This is a genomic window from Accumulibacter sp. (genome assembly GCF_036625275.1).
Taxonomy (GTDB): Bacteria; Pseudomonadota; Gammaproteobacteria; order Burkholderiales; family Rhodocyclaceae; genus Accumulibacter.
In genome coordinates this window covers 1-24404 of record NZ_JAZKUD010000061.1, presented here as the reverse complement: position 1 = coordinate 24404, position 24404 = coordinate 1, and the positions used below count along the sequence as shown (strand labels likewise).

Here is a 24404-nt window from a genome sequence, read left to right as displayed (position 1 = left end):
CAGTCGCCCTTCGGGCTCCTTCCGACGCGCCCTCCTGCCGCACCATCGGTGGCCCAACCGCCCCAACACCCCGAGTCGTCTCGGCCACGGACCGTCCCTCCCCGGTCACAGCCTCGACCGCTCGCAGGCTTCTTGACCGCCATTGACATGCCGGTCCTCTACGCACGTCGCTCACGTCTGCAAACGCTTCCTGCAAGGTCATTTGAAGTCCTCCTGAAAACCTGGAGTCAACCCGATTTTCCGGGAGATTGCAAGCTCATGTCATAACAATTTGGATGTAAACGATTATTTACAGCAACTTAAAATAATATTCTGAGAGTTTGCGACATTTGCGTAAGCGATCGCCGTGTGAGTTTGGAAGAATGGGCGTCAGCTCGGCGGATCGATGCTAGAATTATGAGTTGGTCGACGTGCTCGCCGGTCAACCATTAAGCTTTTGGCTCGTTGTAACCATTTTATTGTCGATAAGGAACCCCATTATGAAAAACTCCCTGCTCGTTGCTGCGCTGATCGCTCTTGCTGTTACCGCCTGTGGCAAGAAGGAAGAAGCCAAGCCGGCCGCAGCCCCTGCCGCTGCTGCTCCGGCCGCTGCCCCTGCTGCCGCTCCGGCTGCTGCCCCTGCCGCTGCTCCGGCGGCCGCCGCCCCAGCTGCTGCTCCCGCTGCCGATGCGGCCAAGCCAGCCGATGCGGCCAAGCCAGCCGATGCGGCCAAGCCAGCCGCCGAAGCCGTAGCCGACAAGGCCAAAGAAGTTGCTGGCGCTGCCGCTCAGGGTGCTGCCGATGCAGCCAAGGACGCAATGAAGAAGTAACCTGTCTGTCCAGGCAAGAAAAAGCCGGCTTGCGCCGGCTTTTTCTTGCCTGTGCACATCACGATCAGCGCAGTTGCCGCCAGTCGAAACCGGTTTCCTGGTCGGCCACGGCGATCCAGTCCTCGTTGCAGCCCAGAACCGATGCCAGAGCCCTGGCAGCCAGTTCTGGCCGGTTATTCTCCTGGCTCAGGTGTGCCGCGACCAGATGCTGCAAGCGCTGGGTATCGACCTGCCGCAAGAGGGCTGCTGCCTGACCGTTCTCCAGATGACCGAAGCGCCCAGCGATGCGCTGCTTGAGCCGCACCGGATAACTCGACACAGCAAGCAGCGCCTGGTCGTGGTTGCATTCCAGTACCAGCCCGTCGCAGGCACCCAGAACATCAACGATGTGGGGCGTAATCGAGCCGCTATCGGTGAGCACGCCAAGACAATGCTGACCGTCGCTGAACGCATACTGAACGGGTTCGCGCGCATCGTGCGGCACCGGAAAGGGCCGTACTTCAAGATCGCCGATCGCAAAGCAGGTATGACCGTCGATCAGCCGGCATGCGGGTAAGGTGCTCCTGCCACGCGACGCTGCGGCATAGGTGCCGTGCGTCAGATAAACCGTGAGTTGGTAATTTCGAGCGAAGGCAAAAACGCCCGCCACGTGATCAGCATGCTCGTGCGTCACCACGATCGCGGCCAGTTCATCCGGAACAGCATCCAGTCTGGCCAACCTCGCGGTCGCCGTGCGTGCCGAAAAGCCGCAGTCGAGCAATACTTTCGTCTTGCCGGCCTCGACAAGCAGGGCGTTACCCCGACTGCCGCTACCCAGCGATGCGAAACGGATCATTCGTACAGGTCGCGGAGCCTCTCGAAATGATGAGCGCCAACAATCGCTGTTGCTCGGAAGAATCCAGGTCTGTGGCGATGATGCTGAGCCCTACTTCAACTGATCGTAGAGCAGATTGAGAATCTTCTTCGCCGTCTCGGATTGGTCGACACCCCCCTCGGGCGAGAGCACCTGGACGGTCGACAGGCTGCCGGCTTCACGAATGAAGATGCGGTACTGGATTTGTATCTTGTTGACCGAACTGCTCTTGAAAGGATTGAGCCTCGACAAGAAGGTGTCTCCCTTCTTCTCGTTGTCACTTTCGGGGTCGACATAACGGACAAAGTAAAGGCCCCTGGAACGATCCCGGTCTTCAACCGTGAAACCCACCCTGTCCAGCGCCAGACCGACTCGACGCCAGGCACGATCGAACGATTCCTCGACCTCGAGGGTTCCGGCACCGTCGGCACCGCGCGCCAGGCGTGCTCGCTCGACGGGTTTTTGTTGTGCAGCCCGAATGGCCTCGGTCGCACGCTTTTCGTCGCTTCCGAGGCGAATCATCAGGCGGCGCAGCATCTCCGCTTCGAGTTCCGGATCAGCCGGACGTGGCTGCCACTTGGTCTGATCCTTGCCCTCGGTCACGTAAATCTCGTACATGCCGCGATGACTGATGAAGATGTCGGTCGTCCCCGGCGTGCTTCCCGGCTCCAGACGAGTGCGGAATTTGTCGCGCTCGGCCGTCGAATAGACCGAGTCGATCAGTTTGCCAAGCAGGTTGCGGATGAAATCCTGCTCGATTTTGGCACGGTTCTCGGCCCAGTCGGTTTCCATCACCCCGGCATCAGGCAGTTCGAGCTTGATCACGAAACCGGTTTCCTGCCAGAAGTCCTTGACCTGCCCCCAGAGCTTGTCCGGTGCCCCTGCAGCCACCAGCCAGCGCTGATTGCCGGAACGTTCGATGTGCGCCCGGTCGACGACCGGCAGAACCTCGCTCTTCTGCTGCGCCCGGGCCTGTGGTGACCGTTCTGCGGAGTACGCCGAGTAGGTCGCTGTCCCCTTGCCGAGGGTATCCGGTACGGCATAACGGTCATCGCGCGCAGGTGAAGTCAGGTCAGGAGGTACTTCCAGCGACGGCACATTGGTGGCCGACGCCGTCTTGTACTCGATTCGCTTGGGCTCAAGCAGGGAACCGCTGCAACCAGCCAGCAGCAGAAGCGCGGCGAGACAGCGCGATACGGCAGGATTCATTTGACCACCTGACCCTAGACCAATACGCCCGCCTGCTGCATGGCGGCACGGACACGTGCGTGAAAATCCGGCGAAAGTGGCGTCAGCGGCAGCCGCAGCCCACCGTCGATCAAGCCCAGTTGCTGGCATGCCCACTTGACAGGGATCGGGTTCGCTTCGCAGAACAGTTGCCGATGCAGACCGAGCAGGCGGGCATTCAGAGCGCGCGCCTGGATGGCGTCGCCAGCCAGCGCAGCGGCGCACATCTCGTGCATCAGGCGTGGCGCAATGTTGGCGACTACCGAGATGTCGCCGCTTGCACCCATCAGAATCAGGGCGCAGGCACTGGCATCATCGCCACTATAAACGGCAAAACCGGCGGGTGCGCGGGCGATCAGCTCGATGCCACGATCCATATTGCCAGTGGCGTCCTTGATCCCGACGATATTCGGTATTTCAGCCAGGCGCAGCGCGGTTTCATTGCTCAGATCGGCGACCGTTCGACCCGGCACATTATAGAGAATCACCGGCAGATCGACGGCCTCGGCAATCGCCCGAAAATGGCGATACAGCCCTTCCTGTGTCGGCTTGTTGTAGTACGGCACCACCGACAGCGCGGCATCGGCGCCGGCCTGGCGGGCAAAACGCGCCAGCTCGATCGCTTCGGTCGTCGAATTGGCGCCCGTGCCGGCAATCATCGGGATACGACCGGCTGCCTGGTCAACGGCAACACGGATCAGTTCGCAGTGTTCCTCGAAGTTGACCGTCGGCGATTCACCCGTCGTACCGACAATGACAATGGCGTCGGTCCCTTGCTGCACATGGAAATCGATCAGGCGGCGCAGGCCGGGCAGGTCGAGACTCCCGTCGGCATGCATGGGGGTGACAATCGCTACAATCGATCCGGTAATCATGGTCTTGGAGGGCGCCTAGCAAACTTACCGGGAAGTCTTCCCGGTGGAAATCGAACATTGGATTCTAACCGAAAGAAGACACCCTGGCGACGAAAAACAATGGCCGCCCACAGAACGTCCCGGCACTTGCACACCTGTCTCAGATTTCGGCCAGAACCCGAAGATGAGCGACCACGCTGCGCGCCAGCGCCGACAGCGAGTAACCTCCTTCGAGCATCGACACGATCCGCTTCTGGGCGCATTCTTCGGCAAGCTGCTTCAGTTGTACGGTGACCCAGGCGTAATCTTTTTCGAGAAATTTCAGGCCGCCCATCTCGTCCTCGTAGTGGGCGTCAAAACCCGCCGAGATCAGAATCATCTCCGGCTGGAACTCCCGCAGGCGCGGCATCCAGATATCACTCACCACATTCCGGAATTCCTCACCGCCGGTTCCCCGGCTGAGGGGCACATTCAACATGTTGAAGGCCGGCCGTTCGGTACCACTGTAGGGGTAGAACGGATGCTGAAAGGTGCCCACCATCAGCACGCGCGAATCGCCCTTGAAGCAGTCCTCGGTCCCATTGCCGTGGTGGACGTCAAAATCGACGATCGCGATGCGCGACAACTGATGTGCTCCCAGCGCATGGGCTGCTGCCACGGCGATATTGTTGAAGAAACAGAAGCCCATCGCCGCCGACCGTTCGGCATGGTGTCCGGGCGGACGCACGGCACAAAAGGCGTTCTCGACTTCACCGGCCATCACCAGGTCGACCGCCTTGATCCCTGCTCCGGCAGCACGCAGTGCGGCCTGCCAGGTATGCCGGTTCATGGCCGTATCCGGGTCGAGGTGCACAATGCCCAACTCGGGCGAGGCCCGCTTCAGCCGTTCCAGATGTGCCGCAGAATGGACGCGATGGAGTTGCTGGAAAGTGGCCAGCGGAGCATCGTGATAAACGAAATAGGAATCCAGACCCTGCGCGATCATGTGGTCGTTGATCGCGGTCAGACGGTCGGGAGCTTCCGGGTGATACGAACCCATGTCGTGCAATTGGCAGTCGCGATGAGTGATGAATGCAGTGCTGGTCACTATGGCCTTTCTATCGCAGAGAACCCCCGCCACAGGCGATGGATGCTGCGGGAAATCGAGTTGTCGGCTGATAGTTTATTATCATCCCAATTGCGCTACTACGACAAGCCATGCCACCCATGCTCCCGACGACGAGACCCTCCCCGGTCACCAGAATTCTTGCCGCCGCCAACGCGATGATCCTCGGCAAGAGCACGCAAACCCGCCTGGCACTGTGCTGTCTTCTGGCGAAAGGTCATTTGCTGATCGAAGATCTGCCGGGCGTCGGCAAGACCACGCTGGCGCACACCCTGGCGCGAGTACTCGGATTCCAGTTTTCGCGCATCCAGTTCACAAGCGATATGCTGCCAGCCGACATTCTCGGAGTCTCGATCTTCGACCGTGAGAGCAGCCATTTCCAGTTTCTCCCCGGCCCGGTGTTCTCGCAGGTGCTGCTTGCCGACGAAATCAATCGCGCCACCCCGAAGACGCAGAGTGCCCTGCTCGAAGCCATGGAAGAAGGACAGGTCACGACCGAGGGAGAAACGCGGCCACTGCCTGAACCCTTCTTCGTGATCGCCACACAGAACCCTTCCACCCAGATCGGCACGTTCCCCTTGCCCGAATCACAACTCGACCGCTTTCTGCTGCGCATCGAACTCGGCTACCCGGACCACGACGCCGAACGGGCGCTGCTTGAAAGCGGTGGCCGGCGCGAACAGTTGCCGACGCTGGCGACCTGTCTTGGTCCGGGCGAATTTGCTGCAATGCAGCAAGAGGTGGCTGCGGTCTACAGTTCGCCGGCTTTACTCGATTACCTGCAAGCACTGGTCGAGGCAACGCGCCAGGACGTCCGGCTGGTGCATGGCCTGAGCCCGCGCGCTGCCCTGTCACTGCTCGCGGTGGCGCGCGCCTGGGCATTCAGCGAGGGTCGCCAGATGGTCCTGCCGGAAGATGTGCAGGCGGTGCTGCCGGCCGTCGCCCGTCATCGCTTGCGACTGGTCAGCGGCGGCTACGCAGGGAACGAAGATATCGCCGCCCTGATTCGATCACTACCGGTTGCCTAACGGTCACGGGTCACAAAGATGCCCCTGTTCGCCGCCTTGCAGCGCTGGCTGTTCCGACTGGCACGTGACGAGCAGTTGCCAATCGTGCTCAGGCAACGCCGAATCTTCATCGTGCCGACGGGCGCCGGTATCCTGTTTGCCGGCGTGCTCGTGGTGATGCTGATCGGCGCCATCAACTACAACCTGAGCCTCGGACACGCGCTGATCTTTCTGCTTGCCGGCCTCGGTCTGGTGGCCATGGTACACACCTTTCACAATCTGTTCGACCTGCGCTTGACTCCGGGACGCACCGAAGCGGTTTTTGCCGGTGATCTGGCGAGTTTCCCGCTGCAACTGGATAACGCCCGCAAGGAGCCGCGTCGCGCCCTCGAGTTTTCCTTTGACGGGCAGCCGCTGGTCACGGTTGATGTCCCGGCGCGGGGGAACGTGACCGTGGCCATCCCCTACGCGACGAGCAAACGTGGCCGCCTCGACCCGGGGCGAGTAACGCTCGCCACGCGCTATCCGCTGGGTCTGTTTCAGGCCTGGAGCTACCCGCACCCGTGCTGGTCGTGCGTGGTCTACCCCAGGCCATTACGCACCCCCTTGCCAAGGCCATCGCCGGGTGCGCAAGCTGATCACCACCACGGCGATAGCGGCCAGGAGGACTTCGCCGGTTTACGGCCACGCCAGCCGAGCGACCCGACCCGACACATTGCCTGGAAAGCGGTCGCCCGCTGCGCCGATGAACAGAGGCTGCTGGTCAAGCAGTTCGCCGGTGGGGCCAGTGATGAACTGTGGCTCGACTGGTCTCTGACACCGCCCGAGCGCGGCCACGAAGACCGCTTGTCGATCCTGGCCGGCTGGGTGATGGCCGCCGACGAACAGCAGGCACGCTACGGTCTGACGCTGCCGGGGCGGCAGATCGCGCCGGCGCAGGGGGGCGTGCACCGCACCCACTGCCTGCAAGCGCTGGCGCTGTACGGTGAAACGGCATCATGAGCCGCCAACCGCCACGCGCACTCGAACACGGCGCCGTACCCTGGCTGTTGACCAGTGCGCTGGCGACCGCCGGCCCGCACGCCGAGCACCTGCCGCCGTGGCTGTCGCTGCTGGTCGCCAGCAGCCTGCTCTGGCGCGCCTGGCTGTGGCAACAGCGTCGCCCGCTGCCACCACGCTGGTCGCTGGCCTTGCTGGTGATGGCTGGCGTCGCGGGCATCGCCTGGCAATTCCACAGCCTCTTCGGCAAGGAATCCGGTGTTGCCATGCTGGTCCTGTTCATGGCGCTCAAACCGATGGAAACGCACCACCAGCGTGACGCCCTGGTCATCGTCATGCTCGGTTATTTCCTCCTGCTGACCCACTATTTCTACTCGCAGAGCATCCCCACCGGTCTCTGGCTGCTGGTCGCCATGACCCTGCTGACGGGCGCCCTGATCAGCCTGCATGGCGGCACCCAGCCAGTCATGGCGACTGCCCGGCAAGCCGCCCGCCTGCTGTTGCAGGCCCTGCCTTTCATGTTCATCCTCTATCTGCTTTTCCCGCGTGTCACGGGACCGCTCTGGGGCGTGCCGCAAGAGGCTCGTGCCAGTCTGAGCGGCCTGTCCGAACAGATGTCACCGGGGTCGATCAGTCATCTGATCCAGTCCGGTGCGATCGCCTTCCGCAGCCGCTTTGCTGGCGAGACACCGGCAAAGGCCGATCTCTACTGGCGCGGCCCGGTCTTCGACAGCTATGACGGAGCGACCTGGCGAACCACGACGCCGCCGACCAGGCTACCGAAGCCGGCACCGACGATCGAGACCAGCGGCACGGCCTACGCCTACACCAGCATTCTCGAAGCGCACAACCAGCGCTGGCTGCTGGCACTCGATGTCGCCACCAGCCTGCCACCCGAGAGTTCGCTGGCGCCCACCCTCGAAGTCCTGGCGCGCGAACCGCTGCGCGCCCGCACCCGCATATCGTTCGTTTCGGCGGTCGATTATCATGCCAACCGCGTCGAGGCGCCGGCCATTCTGCAACAGGCACTGGCACTACCAGCACGGATCAATCCGCGCACGCGTGCCCTGGCCAACAGTTGGCAATCGCTGCCAGCGGAGAAAATCGCCGCGGCCGCGCTCTCGATGTTCCGCCAGGAAGATTTCCACTACACCCTGCGCCCGCCACTGCTCGGCGCAGACGCTGTCGATGAATTCCTGTTCGTCACACGGCGCGGCTTCTGCGAGCACTACGCATCGGCGTTCGTATTCCTGATGCGCGCGGCCGGGGTTCCAGCGCGGGTGGTCGCCGGCTACCAGGGTGGCGAAATCAATCCGGTCGATGGCTATCTCACCGTCCGCCAGTCCGACGCCCACGCCTGGAGCGAAATCTGGCTGGCCGGCCAGGGCTGGGTGCGTATCGATCCAACGGCGGCGGTTGCACCGTCGCGCATCGAACAGGGAATCGCCGCCGCGCTGCCTGAAGGCGAGCCCCTGCCGAGCATCGTCCGGCTCGACGCAACCTGGCTGCGCCAGCTACGCAACCGTTGGGAAGCGGCCAACAATAGCTGGAATCAATGGGTGCTCGGTTACAATCCGCAACGCCAGCGCGAACTGCTGTCACGGGCTGGCTTGCGCGACCCCGACTGGCAGAGCATGACGGCGTCGCTGGCGATACTCTGTGGTCTGGCGCTGCTGATCATCACATGCTGGACGCTGCCCCGGCGTCGTCGCGCCGATCCGGCACAGCGCGCCTGGCAACGCTATTGCGCGCAGCTGGCACGCCGGGGGGTCGGCCGCGTAGCCTGGGAAGGGCCACAGGCCTTCGCGCAAAGGGTCGCGCGCGAACGCCCTGACCTGGCCGCACTCACCAGCGAAGCCGCCGGCTGTTATGCCCAACTGCGCTACGGCCGCCATGGCGGTGAAGATCTGCTGGAGCGGCTGCAACAATGCGTGCGCCGCCTGCCACCACAACGGTCATGAGGCTTGGCGCAAGGAGACAAGAGATTTGAACAAATCATTCGCGACGCTCGGGCTGCTCGGCTGTCTGCTGTCCCTGCCTGGCCACGGTCAATCGGGCACCGGTTTCAGCCAAGAACCGGAGGTTCAGTCTTTCATCATCGGCATGCACGAACAACACGGCTTCGATGTCGCCCACCTGACGCGACAGTTCGCCGCCATCCACCCGAACGCCACGGTGCTGCGCGCCATCCGCCCGCCGGCCTTTCCCGAAAAGCAGCGCTCCTGGCAACGCTATCGCGAGCGCTTCGTGAATAGCTCGCGCATCGGTGGCGGTCTCTCGTTCTGGCAAAAACATGCTGCCACCCTGCAGCGCGCACAAGCGATCTATGGCGTACCGGCCGAAGTGATCGTGGCGATCATCGGCGTCGAGACCGTCTATGGCCAGAACATGGGCAGTTTTGGCGTCCTCGAAGCGCTTGCCTCGCTCGCCTTTCATTACCCGCCGCGCGCAGAGTTCTTCCGCGGCGAACTCGAGCAGTTTCTGCTGCTGGCGCGTGAAAACGGTGTCAGCCCGCTCGAAATCAAGGGTTCCTACGCCGGGGCCATCGGCATCCCGCAGTTCATGCCCAGCAGCCAGCGCCGCTTTGCCGTCGACTTCGACGGTGACGACCGCATCGACCTGCGCAGCAGCAGCATCGACGCCATCGGCAGCGTGGCCCGTTTTCTGCAGCAACATGGCTGGCAGAGCGGCGCTCCGGTGGCCGTACCGGCAAGTGTCAGCGGCGACCCGGCCGGATTGCTGGCAACCGGGATCAAACCTGCGCTGACGGTGCGCGAGATGGCCGCCGAGGGGGTGGTCGCAGTCGCTGCTGCTGACGGCGACCGCACAGCGGCCCTGATCGACCTGGTCACTCCGGGAGCGGCCACCGAATACTGGCTCGGTTTCGACAATTTCTACGTCATCACCCGTTACAACCGATCGAGCTTCTACGCGATGTCGGTTTTTCAACTCGCCGAAGCGCTACGCACGGCGCACGACAACCTGATCGGCACACGTTGACGTTGACCTGCGTGCCAACCATCAGAGCAGGTTGTCTGCGGTGCCGCCTTCGCGCCGGATGACACGGCGCAGGTGATCGAGCGCCTCGATCTGGATCTGACGAACCCGCTCGCGTGTCAGATTCAGATCGCAGGCAATTTCTTCAAGGGTGCAGGCCTCCTTGCCGGCGAGACCATAACGACGTTGCAGAACCTGTCGCTGCTTCTCGGAGAGCTGCCCGACCCACTTGTTCAGCAAGTCGCCAAGCTCGTTGGACTGCAACAGTTCATCCGGATCGAGCAGGCTCTCGTCGGCCAGGGCATCGCCATACGACCGGCTCGGGTCGATCTGCAAGGGGGCGTCGAGCGAAGCAATACGCTCGTTGAGGGCCATCACGCGGCGCACATCGTCGCTCGGCCGATCGATCAGATGGGCGATCTGGTCGATGCAGATTTCCCGCCCGTTGGCCGCCTCCAGATGGCGAATGGCGCGCAGCACGAGGTTGATTTCCTTGACCACATGCACCGGCAGGCGAATCGTTCGCGACTGATTCATGATCGCGCGTTCGATGCTTTGCCGGATCCACCAAGTGGCATAAGTCGAAAAACGGAAGCCGCGCTCGGGGTCGAATTTTTCGATTGCGTGGATCAGACCGAGATTTCCCTCCTCGATCATGTCGAGCAAGGGCAGGCCACGGTTGAAATAGTGCTTGGCGATATTGACCACCAACCGCAGATTGTGCTCGATCATTTTCTGGCGGGCCAGGAAATCACCGGCGCGTGCCCGCCGCGCCCAGACCGTCTCTTCGGCCGGAGAAAACAGGGGCTTGGCACCGATCTCGTTGAGATAATGCTGGGTGACGTCATTGAGCAACTCGGCCTCGGGCGAGCCCCCCCCCGGTGCAAGGTCCGGTTCCTCTAAAAAGAAATCCGGCTGCTCCAGATCGTCGGTGAAGGAATCGGCATCGGGATCGAAAGCGCCGGACATGGTCAACGCTGCGGCAGGTGTTTGAGCGGGTCGACCGGCTTGCCCTGGCGTCGGATCTCGAAGTGCAGCTTGACCTGATCGGCGTCGGTGTTGCCCATTTCGGCGATCTTCTGTCCCTTGTTGACGCTCTGGCCTTCCTTGACCAGCACACTCTGGTTATGCGCGTAAGCGGTCAGGTAAGTGTTGTTGTGTTTGACGATCACCAGCTTGCCGTAACCGCGCAGCCCGGTACCGCTATACACGACCTTGCCGCCACCGGCGGCAAGCACGGCATCACCGGCCTTGCCATTGATATCGATCCCCTTGTTGCCGCCCTCGCTGAAAGTGCCGATCAGCTTGCCGCTGGCCGGCCATGTCCAGGCGATTTCCTCGCCGCCGGCAACCGTATCGCCAGTCCTGCCCTCACCTTGAGCTTCCGGCTTGGCTTCGGGCTTGGTTTCCGGTTTGGTTTCCGGTTTAGCCTCCGGCTTGGCTTCGGCCTTGGTCACGGTAGCCATGGCCACGACCGGCTCGGCCGTTTTCGGCTGCGCTTGCGCCCGCGCCAGCGCCTGCTCCGAGTAGGCTTCCTTGCCCGCCTTCGGTTCCCGCTTGAGCGCAGTGTCGCCAGCTGCAGCGACCGCAGCCCCAGCACCCGCACCGAGCGGGCGCTGCTCGACCGCTGCGACGGTACCAATCGGCCGCACCACGGCCGCTTCGCCCGCTGCGGCAGAACCTGGCGCCCTGACCCGTAACGCCTGTCCGATCAGGATGCGATTCGGATTCTCGAGCGCATTCCACGCCACCAGATCCCGGTAGTCCAGCCCATGATCGAGCGCGATGGAATACAGCGTATCGCCCTTTTTGACGAGGTACATGTCCTTGCTGGCAATGGCTGCCGGTGGCTTGGCAGCCGCACTGCGTTCATCCAGCGGCGCTGGCGTGATGCTGGCACAACCGGCGAGAACGAGTAGCAAGGCCAGAGCAGCAGCGTGGCAACGGAAAATCCCTTGATCCTTCATTCGACTCCTGATAGCAACGGAACGAAACGCACGGCATCCAGGCGGGTTTCGACAAAACCCTCCGGTCTGAATTCGATCAGGGCCAGTTGCTGTGTCGCCGCACCCAGGGGCAGAATCAGCCTGCCATGGGGAGCGAGTTGCTGCAACAGGGCGCGTGGCACCCGCGCCGCGGCGGCCGCGACGATGATCGAATCAAAAGGCGCGGCCTCGGGCAGACCGAGTTGCCCGTCGGCGTGCTTCAAGCGCACCTTGAGTTCCTTGATTGCACGCAGATTGAGCCTGGCCCTGTCGAGCAGCGGCGCGATCCGCTCGACCGCATAGACCTCATTGGTCAGTTGCGCGAGCACCGCAGCCTGGTAGCCACAACCGGCGCCGACCTCCAGCGTCCTGCCGAGTTCGCGGCCGGCACGCAGCGCTTCGATCATGCGCGCCACCACATAGGGTTGCGAGATCGTCTGCGAGTAGCCCAGGGGCAATGCCGTATCCTCGTAAGCCCTTGAGGCCAGCGCTTCTTCGACAAAAACATGGCGCGGTACGGCGGCGATCGCCGCCAGCACCTCTTCGTCAACAATTCCCTGTTCGCGCAGACGCTCGATCATGCGCGTGCGCGTGCGCTGCGAGGTCATGCCAAAACCGGGATGAGTCCTGGGCGTGTTCATCGGGCCAGCCACCCGCGCAGCAGCGGCAACTGCGCGTTGTGGGTCAGATCGACCTGCAACGGTGTCACCGATACCAGATGGTTGCGCACTGCGTGGAAATCGGTGCCCTCGCCGGCATCCGCCGCGGCCCCGGCGGCACCGACCCAGAACACGGTCTCGTTGCGCGGTGACAGTGTGCGCACCACCGGTTCGGCCTTGTGGCGCTTGCCGAGGCGGGTGACAACGGTGCCACGCAGTTGCGCGTAGGGCACATCGGGAACATTGACGTTGAGCAAGACCGGCTCGCGCAGCGCCTGTCGCCGCAGCATGTCGACCAGGTCGCGGGCGACCTGCGCTGCACTCGCAAAGTACTCGCCGGGTGTTCCGCACAGCGAAATCGCCAGGGATGGAATGCCCAGCAGAAAACCCTCGGTCGCCGCTGCGACGGTCCCCGAATAAATGGTGTCGTCGCCCATGTTGGCACCCATGTTGATTCCCGATACCACCATGTCCGGAAGCCCGTCGAGCATGCCGGTGACGGCCAGATGAACACAGTCGGTGGGGGTGCCGTTCACGTGATAGAAGCCATTGGCGGCGCGTTTGAGCGACAAGGGACGATCGAGCGTCAGCGAATTGCTCGCCCCGCTGCGATCGCGTTCGGGGGCAACGACGGTAATTTCAGCCACATCTGCCAGCGCGCGCGCCAGATGCTCGATCCCCGGAGCAAAATAACCGTCATCGTTACAGAGCAGGATCCGCATGGTACTCCACGAACATCAACGAACACGGGGGAAATAAACCGGCGAGGGACCGGCCTTTTCAGCATCGATGGAGCTGCGTTGCAGCTCCTCACCAGTCTGCCGGCAAAGGTGCCCTGCGGCACCGGCCAACAGTACCCTTGGCACGACCAAGCAGGAGTCCATTATAACCGCCCCGGCTCCTCGCTGAACACTTCAGATCACACTGCAAACCGAGAATGACGCGCCGCGTCGACGTGCACCATGACCAGGGTTCTGGGCACGAAAGCCGCGAGATCGGCGCCCGGTGCAGGCACCTGCGCGATGTCGCCCGCGCGCTCCGAATGCTTGCGCGTGTCGACGATCACCACCGGGGCGCCGGCAGGGTACGAATGGTGGGCAGTCAGAGCCTGCCCAATGCAAACGAGGCAACGCCGAATCACCGCGTCGATGGCGGCACGCGCGGCCTTTGCCACCCGCGCATGAAGCCGAGATAGAGCAGCGGCACGACGAACAGGGTCAACAGCGTCGAGATCATCAGCCCCCAGACGATGGCACCGGCGACCGGCCCCCACAGCAGGCTCTGCCCGCCAAGGCCGACGGCGAGCGAGAAGATGCCACCGATCGTCGTCGTGCTGGTGATCAGGATCGGTACCACGCGACGGCGCGCCGCCTCCATGATCGCGTGGAGGGTGCCGATGCCGTGGCGCATGCGGTCGTTCGCCGCGTCGATCAGCACGATCGCCGAATTGACCGCGATGCCGGTCAGCGCGATGACGCCGTAAAGCGTGTAAAGCGAGAGCGGATTGCCGGTCAGCGTCAACCCGTAGATCACGCCGGCAAACGCCAGCGGCACGGTGACGAGGATCATTAGCGGCTGCCAGTAGCTGACGAACTGCGTAGCGAGGATCAGGTAGATCAGCCCGATGCCAAGCAGGAACAGCACCTTCATCGCATTGAGGCTTTCCTCGATGTCCTCCAGCTCGCCCGAGAAATCGAGGTCGACATTCGGATGCCGGGCGCGGATCTTTTCCCAGTCATCCTTGATCTGCGCGTTGGCGGCCGGGGTGTCGATCACCGTCTTGTCGAGATTGGCTTCCACGGTAATCGTGCGCCGCAAGTTGTAGTGGCGGATGAAGCCGCGCCCGCTCTTGACTTCCGTTTCGACCAGCGCGCCCAGCCGCGTCATGCGGCCATCGGGCAGGATCACCGGTTCATCGAGCAGCGCCTCCGGCCGCTCGCGCGGGTAGCGCCCGGAACGTACGCGCACTTCGAGTTTGGCGCCGCCGTCGCGCGTGAAGGCAAGCACTTCGCCATCGACCGCCAGCCTGACCTGCCGCGCCACCTGTGCCGCCGAAAGGCCCGCCTTGCGGAGTGCTTCGGCATCGGGCCGGAACGACAGTTGCGGCCGGCCCGGCACATGGTCGTCCTGCGCATCGCGTGTGCCGGGAATGGCGCGCACAATGCCGAGCAGCGCGTCGGCTCCGGCCTGCACCTCGGCATGGTCGTCGCCACGCACCTTGACGCTGATCGCCTTGCCGGCCGGTGGCCCGCCCGAGAGCACGGTGAAGCTCTTGCGGCCCGCTCCCGGCAGCGCCTCGATGTCGGCACGCATCTGCTCGACCACCTCGTTCACCCCGCGCGCGCCCTCGCGGTTCGGATTGAGCGAGATGGCGATTTGCCCGTAGGGGTCGCCGTAAAGGGCGTCATTCTCGGTGAACTTCAGGCCGGCGTAGCCATAGACCGCACGCGCCTCACCCTCGCTGCCGATACCGTGCAGACGCCCGCGCACGGTCTTTTCGACAGATTGCACCTCGGCCAGCGTCTCTTCGAGCGAGGCGCTGGCCGGCATATCGACGTTCACGTAGAGCACACGCAAAGGGTCGAAAGCGAAGAACTGCACGCGCACAGCATCGATCGCAAGCAGCGCGACGGCACCGACAACAATGCCTGCGGAAAGTACCAAAAAACGCTTCGGCCGGCGCAGCACGTAGGCCAGCGCCTGACCATAGCGCAAGCGCAGCCGCCGGTTGAAGCGCTCGCGCCAGACCTGCATGCGCGAACTCGTGTCGACCTTCAGCTTCCAGGCGACGACGTGCACCGGCATCATCCAGAAGGCTTCGATGAGCGAGATTGCCAGCGCCAGCGCGACGACGAAGGGAATGATGAACATGAATTTGCCGACGATGCCGGGCAGCAGCATCAGCGGCAGGAAGGCGGCCATCGTCGTTGCCACCGAAGCAATCACCGGCGCACCGACTTCGCGCACGGCGGCCACCGCGGCCTCGAGGGCGTCCTCGCCACGCGCGATGCGGTAGTAGATCGACTCGACGATGACCACCGCGTCGTCGACCAGTATGCCGAGCGCGATCACCACGCCGAGCAGCACCGAGACGTTGATCGTATGCCCCATCGCCGCCAGCACGGCGAAGGTGCCGAGCAGCGAGAACGGAATGCCGACCGTGACCAGTACGCCAATCTTCCAGCCAAGGAAGAGCCAGCAGATGGCGAAGACGAGGACGGCACCGAACAGCGCATTGGTTTCCATGACGCCGACCGCCTCGCGCGTCGGCACCGTCTGGTCGTCGGCGACGGCAAGCGAGAGCCCGCTGGCTGCGAACAGCGGGTTCTGCCGCGCAATGTAATCCTTGAGCCGCTCGACGAGCTGCAGTGTATTCACCCCCGATTTCTTGGTCACCGCGAAAAGCAGCGCCGGGCGGCCGTCGCTGGTCGCGTAATTGGTCGCCGTCGCGCGCGCGCGCTCGATACGCGCCAACTCGGAGAGCCGTGCCGTGACACCCGGCCGGCTGGCGGCCTGCACCGGCACGCCCTCGAGCTGCTGCGGATCGAGCGTCACGCCGGTGACGCTGACCGACCAGGCGCCTTCCTTCGTCTTCAGCGTGCCGCCGGAAACATCGCGATACCACGCGGCCAGCGAGTCGGCGACATCGCTTGCCGTGAGGCCGCGTGCAGCGAGCGCCTCGGGTCGGAAGCTGACCAGAATCTCCGGTTCGCGCAGGCCGGTGGCGAAAACCCTGTCGACGCCGGAGAGCCGCTCCAGATCGGTCTGGATGCGCCGCCCGGTAGCGCGCAGCGTCTCGTCGTCGGCCTGGCCGAGCAGCAGCAGCGAGGCGGTCGGAAAACCGTTCGAGGTGGTGATCTCGATGATGCCCGGTTCCTTCGCCTCCTTCGGCAATTCGCCGCTGTGCTTGTTCTGGATCTCGCGGCGCAGGTCGTTCATGCGCTTGTCGAAAGTGCGCTGATCGATCTCGCGGAAGCGCACCAGCATCGTCGCCACGTTCTCGCGCGCGTTCGAGATCACGAAGCGGACGTCGGCGACGCCCTTGATGCCATCCTCCAGCGGATTGACAATCAAGCGCTCGACCTCCTCGGCGGTCGCTCCTGGCAACGTAGCGGTGATGCTGACCCAGTTGAAGTTGATCTCCGGGTCCTGCTCGCGCGGCATCGTCACATAACTGACGAGACCGAGCAGCATGACCACGGCGAAAAGGATGTTCGCCAGCGGGTGGTTGGCGAGCAGCAGGCGGAAAAATTTCATCGCACCGACCTCAGTGCTGGGCTGCGCGAATCGCCATGCCGTCCTGCAGCGCCGCCTGACCGCCGACGACGATCGCCGCCGTATCGGCAAGGCCGGCCGGCACGGCCGCTGCGCGTGCCTCCTGCGCGCCGGGCAGTGGCACGAAGCGCACCTGGTCACCCTCGGCGACAAAAACGCCCAGTGCCGCACCCCGGCGCACGATCACCGCCACCGGCAGGTGCGGCTGCGGGTCGCTCCAGACCAGTCGACCGTCGCTGCCCGCAGGCGGCGGCGCGCCCGTGAAGGCGAAGCGGGCTTCCTGCGTGCGCGCCGTCGGCGACAGCGTCGCACCGACGCGCAGCAGGCGCACCGGGTAGCGCACGCCCTGCGCCTCGAAGTGCAGCTCGCTCGCGATCTTCAGGCCCGCCACGTCGGCCGGCGACACGCTGGCCGCCAGCTCGCTGGCACCGGCTTCGACCAACACGTAGAGCACGGTACCGGCGGCGACGTTTTCACCCATCTGCCCCTTGCGCTCGCGTACCTCGGCGTCGAAGGGCGCGCGCAACCGCGTCTTGGCGAGCTGCCGCGCCGCCGTTGCCTGCTGCGCCCGGTTTGAAGCCAGCTCGGCACGCATCAGCGCGACCTCGGTTTCCTTCTGCGCCAGCCCCTCCTGCGAGATGAAGCCCTTCTCGACCAGCGACTGCGAGCGCTGCAACTGCGCCTCGGCGAGCTTCAGGCGCGCCGCCGACGCTTCCGCCGCCGAGCGCGCACGCGCCAGCGCCAGGCGATAGTCGGCCGGATCAATCTCGGCGAGCACCTCGCCGCGCCGCACTCGGACGCCGGTATCGGCGCTCCAGCGCAGCACCACACCCGCCACCTCGGCGGCGAGCTTGGACTCGTTGCGCGCGTTCACCGTCGCCGCGACGTCGCGCTGCGGATGCACAACCACCGTCTTCAACGGCCGCAGTTCGACATGGGCTGCGACATGGGTCGGCGACGATGCGGATGGGGGTGATTCCTTCACCGACGCGGCGTGCGCGACCGGCGGGAACGTCACTAGAATGGTGAGGGAAGTCAACGTGGCAAGCGCGGCCACCTGGAACTGGCAAACAGAACGGTGATTGTTGTTGTTCATGAGCTGTTCTCTGGCGGCCCGCCGTCTCGTGAACGGCGGCCGGCAAGGGATGTTTCCGTCGGGAGGCGACATGTTACCGTATCGACATGCGCGATCATGCCGACACCACAAAGCGGGGTTCCCATGGCCATCCGTTTCGCCGTCCGCAGCGACCATATCCAGCTCGTGACGTATTCGATCGCCAGCATGAACGGATGGCCATTCAGCAAGCACGCTCGTGGAACTCGACAGACCCAGGCAACCCGCAGCGGGCGCCATCGCGCAACGGCGTGCGACGACAGCCAGTCTGCCCTCCCAGGAGAACGCGCCATGTCCGCCAGCCTTGAACGCACAGCCCTTGCGCCACCCACGCCCGGGCCGCCGCCGGCAGCGGCAAAACCCCGCGCCGCCTGCCGCAATGCCGCCGCGTGACGCGACGAGAGGGCCTGACATGAACACCGGCAGGAACACCCCCCACCTGCGGGATCGGGCTGTCATCAGGCCGGTGTGCTGCAGATTGAGCTTCCCCCGAAATTTCGTCTGCCCAGGGTGACCTAAAATCGACGTTACTTTTGGCAGGCAGGAAATGAAGAGGCCGAAGCAGGCCTACACGGCCGGGTTCAAGGAACGGGTCGATCGCCTGATGCGCGACCACGGCATCGGTACTCGCCACAAACGGCGCGACCGGGTCAGCGCCTACCCAGCGTGTGCTTGCTGAATCGACTGCCGACACGCTGCGGCTGTCCGGCGCCGTTCGCCAGCAGCTTTCCGGCGTGGACAGCGATCGATGTCTGCTGCCGGATTTCTCCCTGCTGCCAGAGCATCCAGAACGCGATTTTGCTGTCCTGCGTCCTTTCGCCGGCCGCGGCCTGCGGCCTGGCAAGGCGCTGCACCTGTATGCCCTACGTAAGCACAAAAAATTGAATAGGTCACTAATTTAAGTGATAAATTTAACATGCTGAGATTGTCTCCAGGTAATGCGTGCCGGCCTTTCGGCACCTAAAGTCGCTCGACAGGAGAAAACCATGTTAACGATCCAAGAGGTTATGGCGGGAGCGCGTTTGCGCATCATGAGTGCGTGGCTGATGCCGGAACAATGTTCACCAGTGGATCTGGAATCCATGGAGTTGGAAGCCAGGGAGAAACCGGCGCATGCTCCTGCCAGGGCAGCGGCTGGTTCTGGCGAATGCTTCATGAGTGAGGAGCAGATGGTATGCGAGGGATGGGATTGATTCCCCGGTAGGGCTGCCCGGCTCTCGTGGCGAAGCGGGGCAGGTGTTTCGCCTCTTGGTCGCTGGCAGGAAATCGTGCTGTCCGCCGCCGCTTCTGGACGGATGACGCGCACGGGCATACGTCTGCACTGGTCTGTGCCTGGCGCTGGAGAGGCGCGCGCAGTCGAGCAGTGCAGGGGTCGAACAGACCGCTGGCATCATGGTATGATTTGACGAGTTGTTGCCTCTCAAAAAAACAGTGCGACCGCGCGCGTCCAGGGGGATAAGCTGAACGCTTACCCTGACCTTGCACGTTGGGTGCCATACCAATCAACCATGAGCCTTCACATTGCCACGACCGATGCCGAAATTGCGGCCTGTTATCCCGTCATGTGGGAACTTCGCCCTCACCTCGCGGAGGAGCAATTTCTTTCCCGTGTTCGTGGCCAGGAAAGCGCGGGGTATCGGCTCGCCTACGTTCAAGAGCCCAATGGTGTGGTCGCCGTGGCCGGCTTTCGGATCGGTGAAAATTTGGCGTGGGGGCGTTTCCTGTACGTCGATGATCTGGTCACCCTTTCCGGGCAACGTTCAAAGGGGCATGGTGCCAGGTTGCTATCATGGCTCAAAGAACTAGCCGCACAGGAAGGCTGCGAACAACTGCATCTGGATTCCGGAATCCAAAGAAAGGTGGCTCACCGGTTCTATGAGCGTGAAGGAATGACCATGACAAGCTTGCACTTCGTTGAGAAAATCGCGCCCGACAAGGCGCTCCAGCCGACGTTGACGCACCGCCGTAGCGAACGGTCATGACTTTTCCAGGCCCCCCGATCATGAAAGTCATGACCGTTTCCCTCCCTTGCCGGGCGCATTCCGGCTTGCACGCCGGAATCGCTCGATGGGCGCGGAGCATGCTCCGCGAATTCCCCCTCTCGCCCCCCGACCCATCCCACGGCCCGCGCGGCATCGCGGGCCGGCTGCGGCGGCGCGGAGCAGTGCTCCGCGGAACCCCGCCTTCGTTCCACGGCCCGCGCTGCATCGCGGGCCGTGGAAGGGGTTGGGGGAGAGGGGCCATCGTTGCACACGAATTTGTCGAATCCTTGCGACAGCACATCGCCAAAGCGGTCAGTCTGCTCTGCTGACATCTGCGAGGGCATGGACACCCCCTCTCCCCCAACCCCTCCCCCGCGAGGGGGGAGGGGAGCCATCGGTACTTCCCAACACTTTCATTCACACCCGCTGAATCGCTTCCAATTGACCAAGGAGAACCTTATGCAGAACAATCCCGTTGTCTGGTTCGAGATTTATGTCCAGGACATGTCGCGAGCCAGGCGCTTCTACGAAGCCGTGCTTGACCTCAAACTTGAAAAAATGCCCGCGCCAACGGCGGACATGACCATGGAAATGTGGGCATTCCCCTCCGACAAATCCACCGCGCCAACTTCGTATGGTGCATGCGGCATGCTCGTCAAGATGGATGGCTTTCCCTCCGCGGGTGGCGGCACATTGGTTTACTTTGGCTGCAAAGACTGTGCTGTGGAAGCCGCACGCGTTGAGGCAAATGGCGGAACGGTGGTGAAAGAAAAAATGTCGATTGGCGAGCACGGCTTTATCGCGCTGGTTCGCGACACAGAGGGCAACATGATTGGTTTCCACTCCATGTGAGCCGTCCCCAAGCCGGTAACCTCCCCGTTGGATTGCTCGTGGCATGTCTTCAGCGAAGTAACCGGATTCGGAGAAACGTATCGTGCGTCTCGCATGAACCGCGTCAAAGATCTCGTTTGCCATGCCGTGTCCCGCCTCCGGTATGCATGGCCTGCCGCCGGGACAGGCAGGGCATATTGAGGAGCGATTGCGATGAGAACAGCGGTATTGGGTGCCGGTGCGGTCGGCTGCTACTACGGCGGCATGCTGGCGCGCGCGCGGCGCGAAGTGGTGCTGATCGGTCGGCCGCGGCATGTCGAGGCGATCACACGCGACGGTCTCTACATGGACACGCTGGGCTTCCAGGAGCATGTACGGGTCGCGGCCAGCACCGAGGCGGCCGGCGTCGCGGGCGCACGCATGGTGCTGTGTTGCGTGAAGTCCACCGACACCCTGCAGGCTGCTGCGGAGATGGCGCCGCACCTTGCGGATGATGTCATGCTGCTGAGCCTGCAGAACGGCTATGACAATGCCGAACGCCTGCAGGCGGCGCTGGGGCGACCGGTGCATGCGGCGGTGGTGTATGTCGCCACCGAGATGGCGGGGCCGGGCCACCTGCGCCACCACGGGCGCGGCGAGCTGGTGATCGGGCCTTTCACCGGAAGTGCCGAGGTGGTGGCCGAGTTCGCCGCCGCCGGCGTGCCGGTGCAGGTTTCGGACAACGTCGCCGGCGCACTGTGGGCCAAGCTGATCATCAATTGTGCCTACAACGCGCTGTCGGCGATCACCCAGTTGCCCTACGGTCGCATCGCGCCGGGCGAAGGCATCGCCGGCGTGATGGCGGACATCGTCGCTGAATGTCTCGCCGTGGCGCAGGCCGACGGTGTCATGGTGCCGGGCGACACCCGCGCCGCAGTAGCGGGCATCGCGCGCTCGATGGCGACGCAGAAATCCTCCACCGCGCACGACGTGGCGCGCGGCAAGCGCAGCGAAATCGATCACCTGAACGGCTACGTGCTGCGCCGGGGCGAAGCCTTGGGCATCGCCACGCCGGTCAATCGCGTACTGCATGCCCTAGTGCGGCTGCTGGAAGCACGCGCGGCCGATTGGCCCGACTCGCGTTAACATTGATTGGTCGAACGGTCATGACTTTTCCAGGCACCCCCGATCATGAAGGTCATGGCCGTTTCCCTCTCCCTCGCGAGTGGGGAGGGGAGATCTACGCCGGGCCGGCGCCCGCCTTTGACGCGAATCCAGCTCGGCAATTTCCGTGCATGGTTTTTTGGCTGCGCCAAGTTTACGCAGTTTTTGACCTCCATCGACATGCGGAACACAATACGTGTCTCATCAAGAATGCGAAAGCGCATGCCCGTTTGGCAGTGGACCCCGATGTCACCTTTTCATCCCGCGACGGCAGTGGCGGCGTTGCTTACGGGCGCCAGCGCTGCCGCTGACGTGTCGTGCCCGGCACCGGTGTTCGTCAACCCGGCGCCACGCGCGGTGATGTCCACCTTGCGACCGGAGATCGCCTGGCAGGGTGTCGCCGAGGCAAGCGCGTACCGGCTGTCGCTGCACAGCCGGGAGGCGGAGGGCCGCACGTATGCGCACTTTGACACCTGGGTCGAAGCGACACGTTTCGTACCCGCGCTGCCATTGAGCGACGGCACGGCGCAGGTCATCGTCCGCCTGTACAGCCGCTGTCGGGAAGCGGCAACGGAATCGCCACCCGCAGAATTGCGCTTCCAGGTCGATGCGCGAGCGAGTTGCCCGCTCGCCGGATTGAGCCTGAACAGCAGCCGTCAGGTGCTCGCTTGGTCACCCACAGTCGGCGCCGAGAGCTATGAGCTGCATGCTTATGCCGCCAGTGATGGCCGCCTTCTCTATCGTCAGGCGCTGGCGGACCAGCGCGCCAGGCTGCCCGCCGACGCGCCGGCGAGTGGGCTGGTGATCGCCGTGCGGGCGCGCTGCGGCGCGACCATCGGCCGGCCCGCTTTTCTCGCCTATTGAATCGTGCCGAGTGGGGAGATCGCCCGCCCTTCCGGGGCACAAGCATCGCCACCTGCGCCTGCGCAAGCACGCGGCGGGCAAGCGAGCGACCCAGGCGCAGGCCCTGTTCGTTCTCGTGGCGCCAGTGAATGCCGCCATACAGCCGGGACAAGGCGGCCTCTTCTGCCCAATCGTCGAGTTCGAGCGCATGCCGCGGGAAGAACGCGGCCAGTACCGACGCCGCGGCGCCGGACACCGTAGCATGCCCGGAGACATAACCGGGAAACGACGGCGTCAGCAGATAGGGCAGGAAATCGGGGTCGCGGCGCTCGCGAATGACGTTGACTGGGCGCACCGTCCAGTAGGTGAATTTCGTCTCCCAGCATGCCACGAGCGCATCGGCGATGGCCACGTTGAGCGTCGCCAGCACGCGCACGGCCTCGGCGCTGCCCAAGCCGTTCTGGCGAATCAGTTCGACCGCCTTGCGGTTCCACACGCCCGGCGGCGTCAGCGAGCCGCGGTCGAGGTTCCAGTCGTCGGCAATGCGCTTTTGCGCGTCGCTCAGCATGCGTGCGACGCGCAGCAGTTCGTCGACTTCGTTCCAGTACGCAGCGCTGTCGTAAGGCAGGGGGGGCGGTGGTCGCAGATCGTCGGCCGCCGTGGGCAGCCAGCGCCGCCACTGGCCGGCGAGCGGTTCGACCGGCTGATACAGGTCCAGTGGCGGCGCCGCCCGCCAGGTCGCCGGCGTTGGCGGAGGACGCTGCGTCACCTCCCAGACAGCGTCGGCGCCATCGTCGAGCGCGCGCCGAATCGCTGCGTTGGCTGTCGCGCGTGCGACTGTTTCAGCGTGCTGAAAGTGCGGAGGCAGCATTCCCGCAGGCCCGGTGACGAGCGGCATCAGCGCGGCGATGGCCATCGCCTGTAGCTGATCCGGCGGTTCGCGCGGGAAGAAATGGGCGAGCACGGTCGCCGACGCCACGTGCAGCGCCACCAACTGCGTCCGCGGCTCGCCGCCCGCCTGTGCGAGTGCCGCCAACGCGTCGTGACCGGCCGCGTGTACGTGCGCGAGCATGCGCGCCGCGCGCAACGGGTTGAGCTGATACTTCACCACGAGCGCCAGCGCCACGTCATTCCAGTACACCGCAACGGCATCGACGGGTGCCACGGCACGCGCCGGCAACCGAGCCCGGCGTTGTGAACCGGCGAATGCGACGTCAACCAGCCGCTGTCCGCCGGTGGCATCATCGTCGGCGAGCGGCGTGTTGGCCGGGGAGGCATCGAGCCAGCGCGGCCATGAGGCCGGCGGCAGCGTGGCGTCGGCGAGCAGGATGCGCGGCGTCACCGCACAGACAGCCACCAGTAGCCAGCCGGTGCAGAGCCAGCGCACGCGCGCCGGTATGCTCCCAGCCAGGCAGGCACTGCCGTCACGGAGCGTGCGCCGTGGCGCAGGTTTGTCAGCCATAGGTAATCGGATTGTCGGCGAAAAATTTGTCGGGGACGAATCAATCTCATTTGTCCGCCGGGTAAGAGTGGCGAGCAGTTATCAGCCGTCAATTCGCGAAGACAACGACCTTTCGGGGCAACCCGTACATCCTCGGTGAATGTCAAGGTAGTTGTCGCCTGAGTTCATGTTGCCAAACGCATACTTTCTGCGCTAGCGGTGGCCGCGGAGACGATTTCGTCACGCTCCGGGTTGAGTGTCACGGCGCCGATCGGCGACC

24 protein-coding genes are annotated in these 24404 nt (G+C 63.9%); 11 read left to right on the top strand and 13 right to left on the bottom strand.

The window, feature by feature from the left end; genetic code table 11:
• Window positions 1-479 precede the first annotated feature (479 nt).
• On the top strand, window positions 480-809 hold the full coding sequence (locus tag V5B39_RS16115; protein WP_332343884.1) for a hypothetical protein: 330 nt from the start codon (window positions 480-482) through the stop codon (window positions 807-809).
• 64 nt (window positions 810-873) lie between these two features.
• Here V5B39_RS16115 and V5B39_RS16110 read toward each other — a convergent pair whose 3' ends face one another.
• The 4 genes from V5B39_RS16110 to V5B39_RS16095 form a co-directional block, all read right to left on the bottom strand.
• Window positions 874-1641 (bottom strand): MBL fold metallo-hydrolase, encoded by a 768-nt coding sequence (locus tag V5B39_RS16110; protein ID WP_332343886.1) that lies wholly within the window; start codon window positions 1639-1641, stop codon window positions 874-876.
• 93 nt (window positions 1642-1734) lie between these two features.
• Entirely contained in the window at window positions 1735-2871 is a 1137-nt protein-coding gene (bamC, locus tag V5B39_RS16105; protein ID WP_332343883.1) for an outer membrane protein assembly factor BamC, read from the bottom strand.
• Window positions 2872-2885: 14 nt separating this feature from the next.
• Complete coding sequence (gene dapA / locus V5B39_RS16100) at window positions 2886-3764, bottom strand: 4-hydroxy-tetrahydrodipicolinate synthase (RefSeq protein WP_332343882.1); 879 nt, start codon at window positions 3762-3764, stop codon at window positions 2886-2888.
• Window positions 3765-3903: 139 nt separating this feature from the next.
• Complete coding sequence (locus V5B39_RS16095; RefSeq protein ID WP_332343881.1) at window positions 3904-4830, bottom strand: histone deacetylase family protein; 927 nt, start codon at window positions 4828-4830, stop codon at window positions 3904-3906.
• Between the two features lie 110 nt (window positions 4831-4940).
• On the opposite strand from V5B39_RS16095, the gene V5B39_RS16090 reads away from it, so the two are divergent.
• The 4 genes from V5B39_RS16090 to mltB are packed head-to-tail and all read left to right on the top strand — an operon-like array spanning window position 4941 to window position 9854.
• Complete coding sequence (locus V5B39_RS16090; RefSeq protein WP_434735708.1) at window positions 4941-5876, top strand: AAA family ATPase; 936 nt, start codon at window positions 4941-4943, stop codon at window positions 5874-5876.
• 18 nt (window positions 5877-5894) lie between these two features.
• Window positions 5895-6857 (top strand): DUF58 domain-containing protein, encoded by a 963-nt coding sequence (locus V5B39_RS16085; RefSeq protein WP_332343880.1) that lies wholly within the window; start codon window positions 5895-5897, stop codon window positions 6855-6857.
• On the top strand, window positions 6854-8815 hold the full coding sequence (locus tag V5B39_RS16080) for a transglutaminase TgpA family protein (protein ID WP_332343879.1): 1962 nt from the start codon (window positions 6854-6856) through the stop codon (window positions 8813-8815). Before V5B39_RS16085 ends, V5B39_RS16080 begins: the two co-directional genes overlap by 4 nt.
• Before the next feature lie 25 nt (window positions 8816-8840).
• On the top strand, window positions 8841-9854 hold the full coding sequence (gene mltB / locus V5B39_RS16075) for a lytic murein transglycosylase B (RefSeq protein ID WP_332343878.1): 1014 nt from the start codon (window positions 8841-8843) through the stop codon (window positions 9852-9854).
• A gap of 21 nt (window positions 9855-9875) precedes the next feature.
• Here the strand turns inward: mltB and rpoS are convergent, their stop codons facing one another.
• The 7 genes from rpoS to V5B39_RS16040 all read right to left on the bottom strand — a co-directional run bounded on the left by rpoS (window position 9876) and on the right by V5B39_RS16040 (window position 17866).
• Window positions 9876-10820 carry an RNA polymerase sigma factor RpoS gene (gene rpoS / locus V5B39_RS16070; protein WP_332343877.1) on the bottom strand — a complete coding sequence of 315 codons (945 nt, stop codon included), beginning with the start codon at window positions 10818-10820 and terminating at the stop codon, window positions 9876-9878.
• Between the two features lie 2 nt (window positions 10821-10822).
• Window positions 10823-11818 carry a peptidoglycan DD-metalloendopeptidase family protein gene (locus V5B39_RS16065; RefSeq protein WP_332343876.1) on the bottom strand — a complete coding sequence of 332 codons (996 nt, stop codon included), beginning with the start codon at window positions 11816-11818 and terminating at the stop codon, window positions 10823-10825.
• Window positions 11815-12477: a protein-L-isoaspartate(D-aspartate) O-methyltransferase gene (locus V5B39_RS16060; protein WP_332343875.1), complete on the bottom strand. Its 663-nt coding sequence runs from the start codon at window positions 12475-12477 to the stop codon at window positions 11815-11817. The genes V5B39_RS16065 and V5B39_RS16060 overlap by 4 nt, the downstream gene beginning before the upstream one ends.
• Complete coding sequence (gene surE / locus V5B39_RS16055; RefSeq protein ID WP_332343874.1) at window positions 12474-13217, bottom strand: 5'/3'-nucleotidase SurE; 744 nt, start codon at window positions 13215-13217, stop codon at window positions 12474-12476. The genes V5B39_RS16060 and surE overlap by 4 nt, the downstream gene beginning before the upstream one ends.
• A 197-nt stretch (window positions 13218-13414) precedes the next feature.
• Entirely contained in the window at window positions 13415-13564 is a 150-nt protein-coding gene (locus V5B39_RS16050) for a hypothetical protein (protein WP_332343873.1), read from the bottom strand.
• Between the two features lie 68 nt (window positions 13565-13632).
• Window positions 13633-16752: an efflux RND transporter permease subunit gene (locus tag V5B39_RS16045; protein ID WP_332343872.1), complete on the bottom strand. Its 3120-nt coding sequence runs from the start codon at window positions 16750-16752 to the stop codon at window positions 13633-13635.
• A gap of 10 nt (window positions 16753-16762) precedes the next feature.
• On the bottom strand, window positions 16763-17866 hold the full coding sequence (locus V5B39_RS16040) for an efflux RND transporter periplasmic adaptor subunit (protein ID WP_332343871.1): 1104 nt from the start codon (window positions 17864-17866) through the stop codon (window positions 16763-16765).
• Window positions 17867-18431: 565 nt separating this feature from the next.
• On the opposite strand from V5B39_RS16040, the gene V5B39_RS16035 reads away from it, so the two are divergent.
• The 6 genes from V5B39_RS16035 (at window position 18432) to V5B39_RS16010 (ending at window position 21822) form a co-directional block, all read left to right on the top strand.
• Window positions 18432-18563: a hypothetical protein gene (locus tag V5B39_RS16035; RefSeq protein WP_332343870.1), complete on the top strand. Its 132-nt coding sequence runs from the start codon at window positions 18432-18434 to the stop codon at window positions 18561-18563.
• Window positions 18553-18786 (top strand): hypothetical protein, encoded by a 234-nt coding sequence (locus V5B39_RS16030; protein WP_332343869.1) that lies wholly within the window; start codon window positions 18553-18555, stop codon window positions 18784-18786. The genes V5B39_RS16035 and V5B39_RS16030 overlap by 11 nt, the downstream gene beginning before the upstream one ends.
• A gap of 84 nt (window positions 18787-18870) precedes the next feature.
• A complete protein-coding gene (locus V5B39_RS16025; RefSeq protein WP_332343868.1) occupies window positions 18871-19077 on the top strand; it encodes a hypothetical protein in 207 nt (68 codons plus the stop codon).
• 315 nt (window positions 19078-19392) lie between these two features.
• A complete protein-coding gene (locus V5B39_RS16020) occupies window positions 19393-19866 on the top strand; it encodes a GNAT family N-acetyltransferase (protein ID WP_332343867.1) in 474 nt (157 codons plus the stop codon).
• A gap of 459 nt (window positions 19867-20325) precedes the next feature.
• Entirely contained in the window at window positions 20326-20718 is a 393-nt protein-coding gene (locus V5B39_RS16015; protein ID WP_332343866.1) for a VOC family protein, read from the top strand.
• Between the two features lie 192 nt (window positions 20719-20910).
• Entirely contained in the window at window positions 20911-21822 is a 912-nt protein-coding gene (locus V5B39_RS16010; protein ID WP_332343865.1) for a ketopantoate reductase family protein, read from the top strand.
• 275 nt (window positions 21823-22097) lie between these two features.
• On the opposite strand, the gene V5B39_RS16005 is transcribed toward V5B39_RS16010, so the two are convergent.
• Both V5B39_RS16005 and V5B39_RS16000 read right to left on the bottom strand, forming a co-directional pair.
• On the bottom strand, window positions 22098-22295 hold the full coding sequence (locus V5B39_RS16005) for a hypothetical protein (protein ID WP_332343864.1): 198 nt from the start codon (window positions 22293-22295) through the stop codon (window positions 22098-22100).
• 77 nt (window positions 22296-22372) lie between these two features.
• Window positions 22373-24145, bottom strand: coding sequence for a vanadium-dependent haloperoxidase (locus V5B39_RS16000; protein WP_332343863.1), 1773 nt, complete (start codon window positions 24143-24145; stop codon window positions 22373-22375).
• Between the last annotated feature and the right edge of the window lie 259 nt (window positions 24146-24404).

Excerpts from the sequence above, each read along its gene's own strand:
- V5B39_RS16115 (WP_332343884.1), top strand. The coding sequence starts at position 480 with ATGAAAAACTCCCTGCTCGTTGCTGCGCTGATCGCTCTTGCTGTTACC.
- bamC (WP_332343883.1), bottom strand. The coding sequence starts at position 2,871 with ATGAATCCTGCCGTATCGCGCTGTCTCGCCGCGCTTCTGCTGCTGGCT.
- dapA (WP_332343882.1), bottom strand. The coding sequence starts at position 3,764 with ATGATTACCGGATCGATTGTAGCGATTGTCACCCCCATGCATGCCGAC.
- V5B39_RS16090 (WP_434735708.1), top strand. The coding sequence starts at position 4,941 with ATGCCACCCATGCTCCCGACGACGAGACCCTCCCCGGTCACCAGAATT.
- V5B39_RS16085 (WP_332343880.1), top strand. The coding sequence starts at position 5,895 with ATGCCCCTGTTCGCCGCCTTGCAGCGCTGGCTGTTCCGACTGGCACGT.
- V5B39_RS16080 (WP_332343879.1), top strand. The coding sequence starts at position 6,854 with ATGAGCCGCCAACCGCCACGCGCACTCGAACACGGCGCCGTACCCTGG.
- rpoS (WP_332343877.1), bottom strand. The coding sequence starts at position 10,820 with ATGTCCGGCGCTTTCGATCCCGATGCCGATTCCTTCACCGACGATCTG.
- V5B39_RS16065 (WP_332343876.1), bottom strand. The coding sequence starts at position 11,818 with ATGAAGGATCAAGGGATTTTCCGTTGCCACGCTGCTGCTCTGGCCTTG.
- V5B39_RS16060 (WP_332343875.1), bottom strand. The coding sequence starts at position 12,477 with ATGAACACGCCCAGGACTCATCCCGGTTTTGGCATGACCTCGCAGCGC.
- surE (WP_332343874.1), bottom strand. The coding sequence starts at position 13,217 with ATGCGGATCCTGCTCTGTAACGATGACGGTTATTTTGCTCCGGGGATC.
- V5B39_RS16045 (WP_332343872.1), bottom strand. The coding sequence starts at position 16,752 with ATGAAATTTTTCCGCCTGCTGCTCGCCAACCACCCGCTGGCGAACATC.
- V5B39_RS16040 (WP_332343871.1), bottom strand. The coding sequence starts at position 17,866 with ATGAACAACAACAATCACCGTTCTGTTTGCCAGTTCCAGGTGGCCGCG.
- V5B39_RS16035 (WP_332343870.1), top strand. The coding sequence starts at position 18,432 with ATGAAGAGGCCGAAGCAGGCCTACACGGCCGGGTTCAAGGAACGGGTC.
- V5B39_RS16025 (WP_332343868.1), top strand. The coding sequence starts at position 18,871 with ATGTTAACGATCCAAGAGGTTATGGCGGGAGCGCGTTTGCGCATCATG.
- V5B39_RS16020 (WP_332343867.1), top strand. The coding sequence starts at position 19,393 with ATGAGCCTTCACATTGCCACGACCGATGCCGAAATTGCGGCCTGTTAT.
- V5B39_RS16015 (WP_332343866.1), top strand. The coding sequence starts at position 20,326 with ATGCAGAACAATCCCGTTGTCTGGTTCGAGATTTATGTCCAGGACATG.
- V5B39_RS16010 (WP_332343865.1), top strand. The coding sequence starts at position 20,911 with ATGAGAACAGCGGTATTGGGTGCCGGTGCGGTCGGCTGCTACTACGGC.
- V5B39_RS16000 (WP_332343863.1), bottom strand. The coding sequence starts at position 24,145 with ATGGCTGACAAACCTGCGCCACGGCGCACGCTCCGTGACGGCAGTGCC.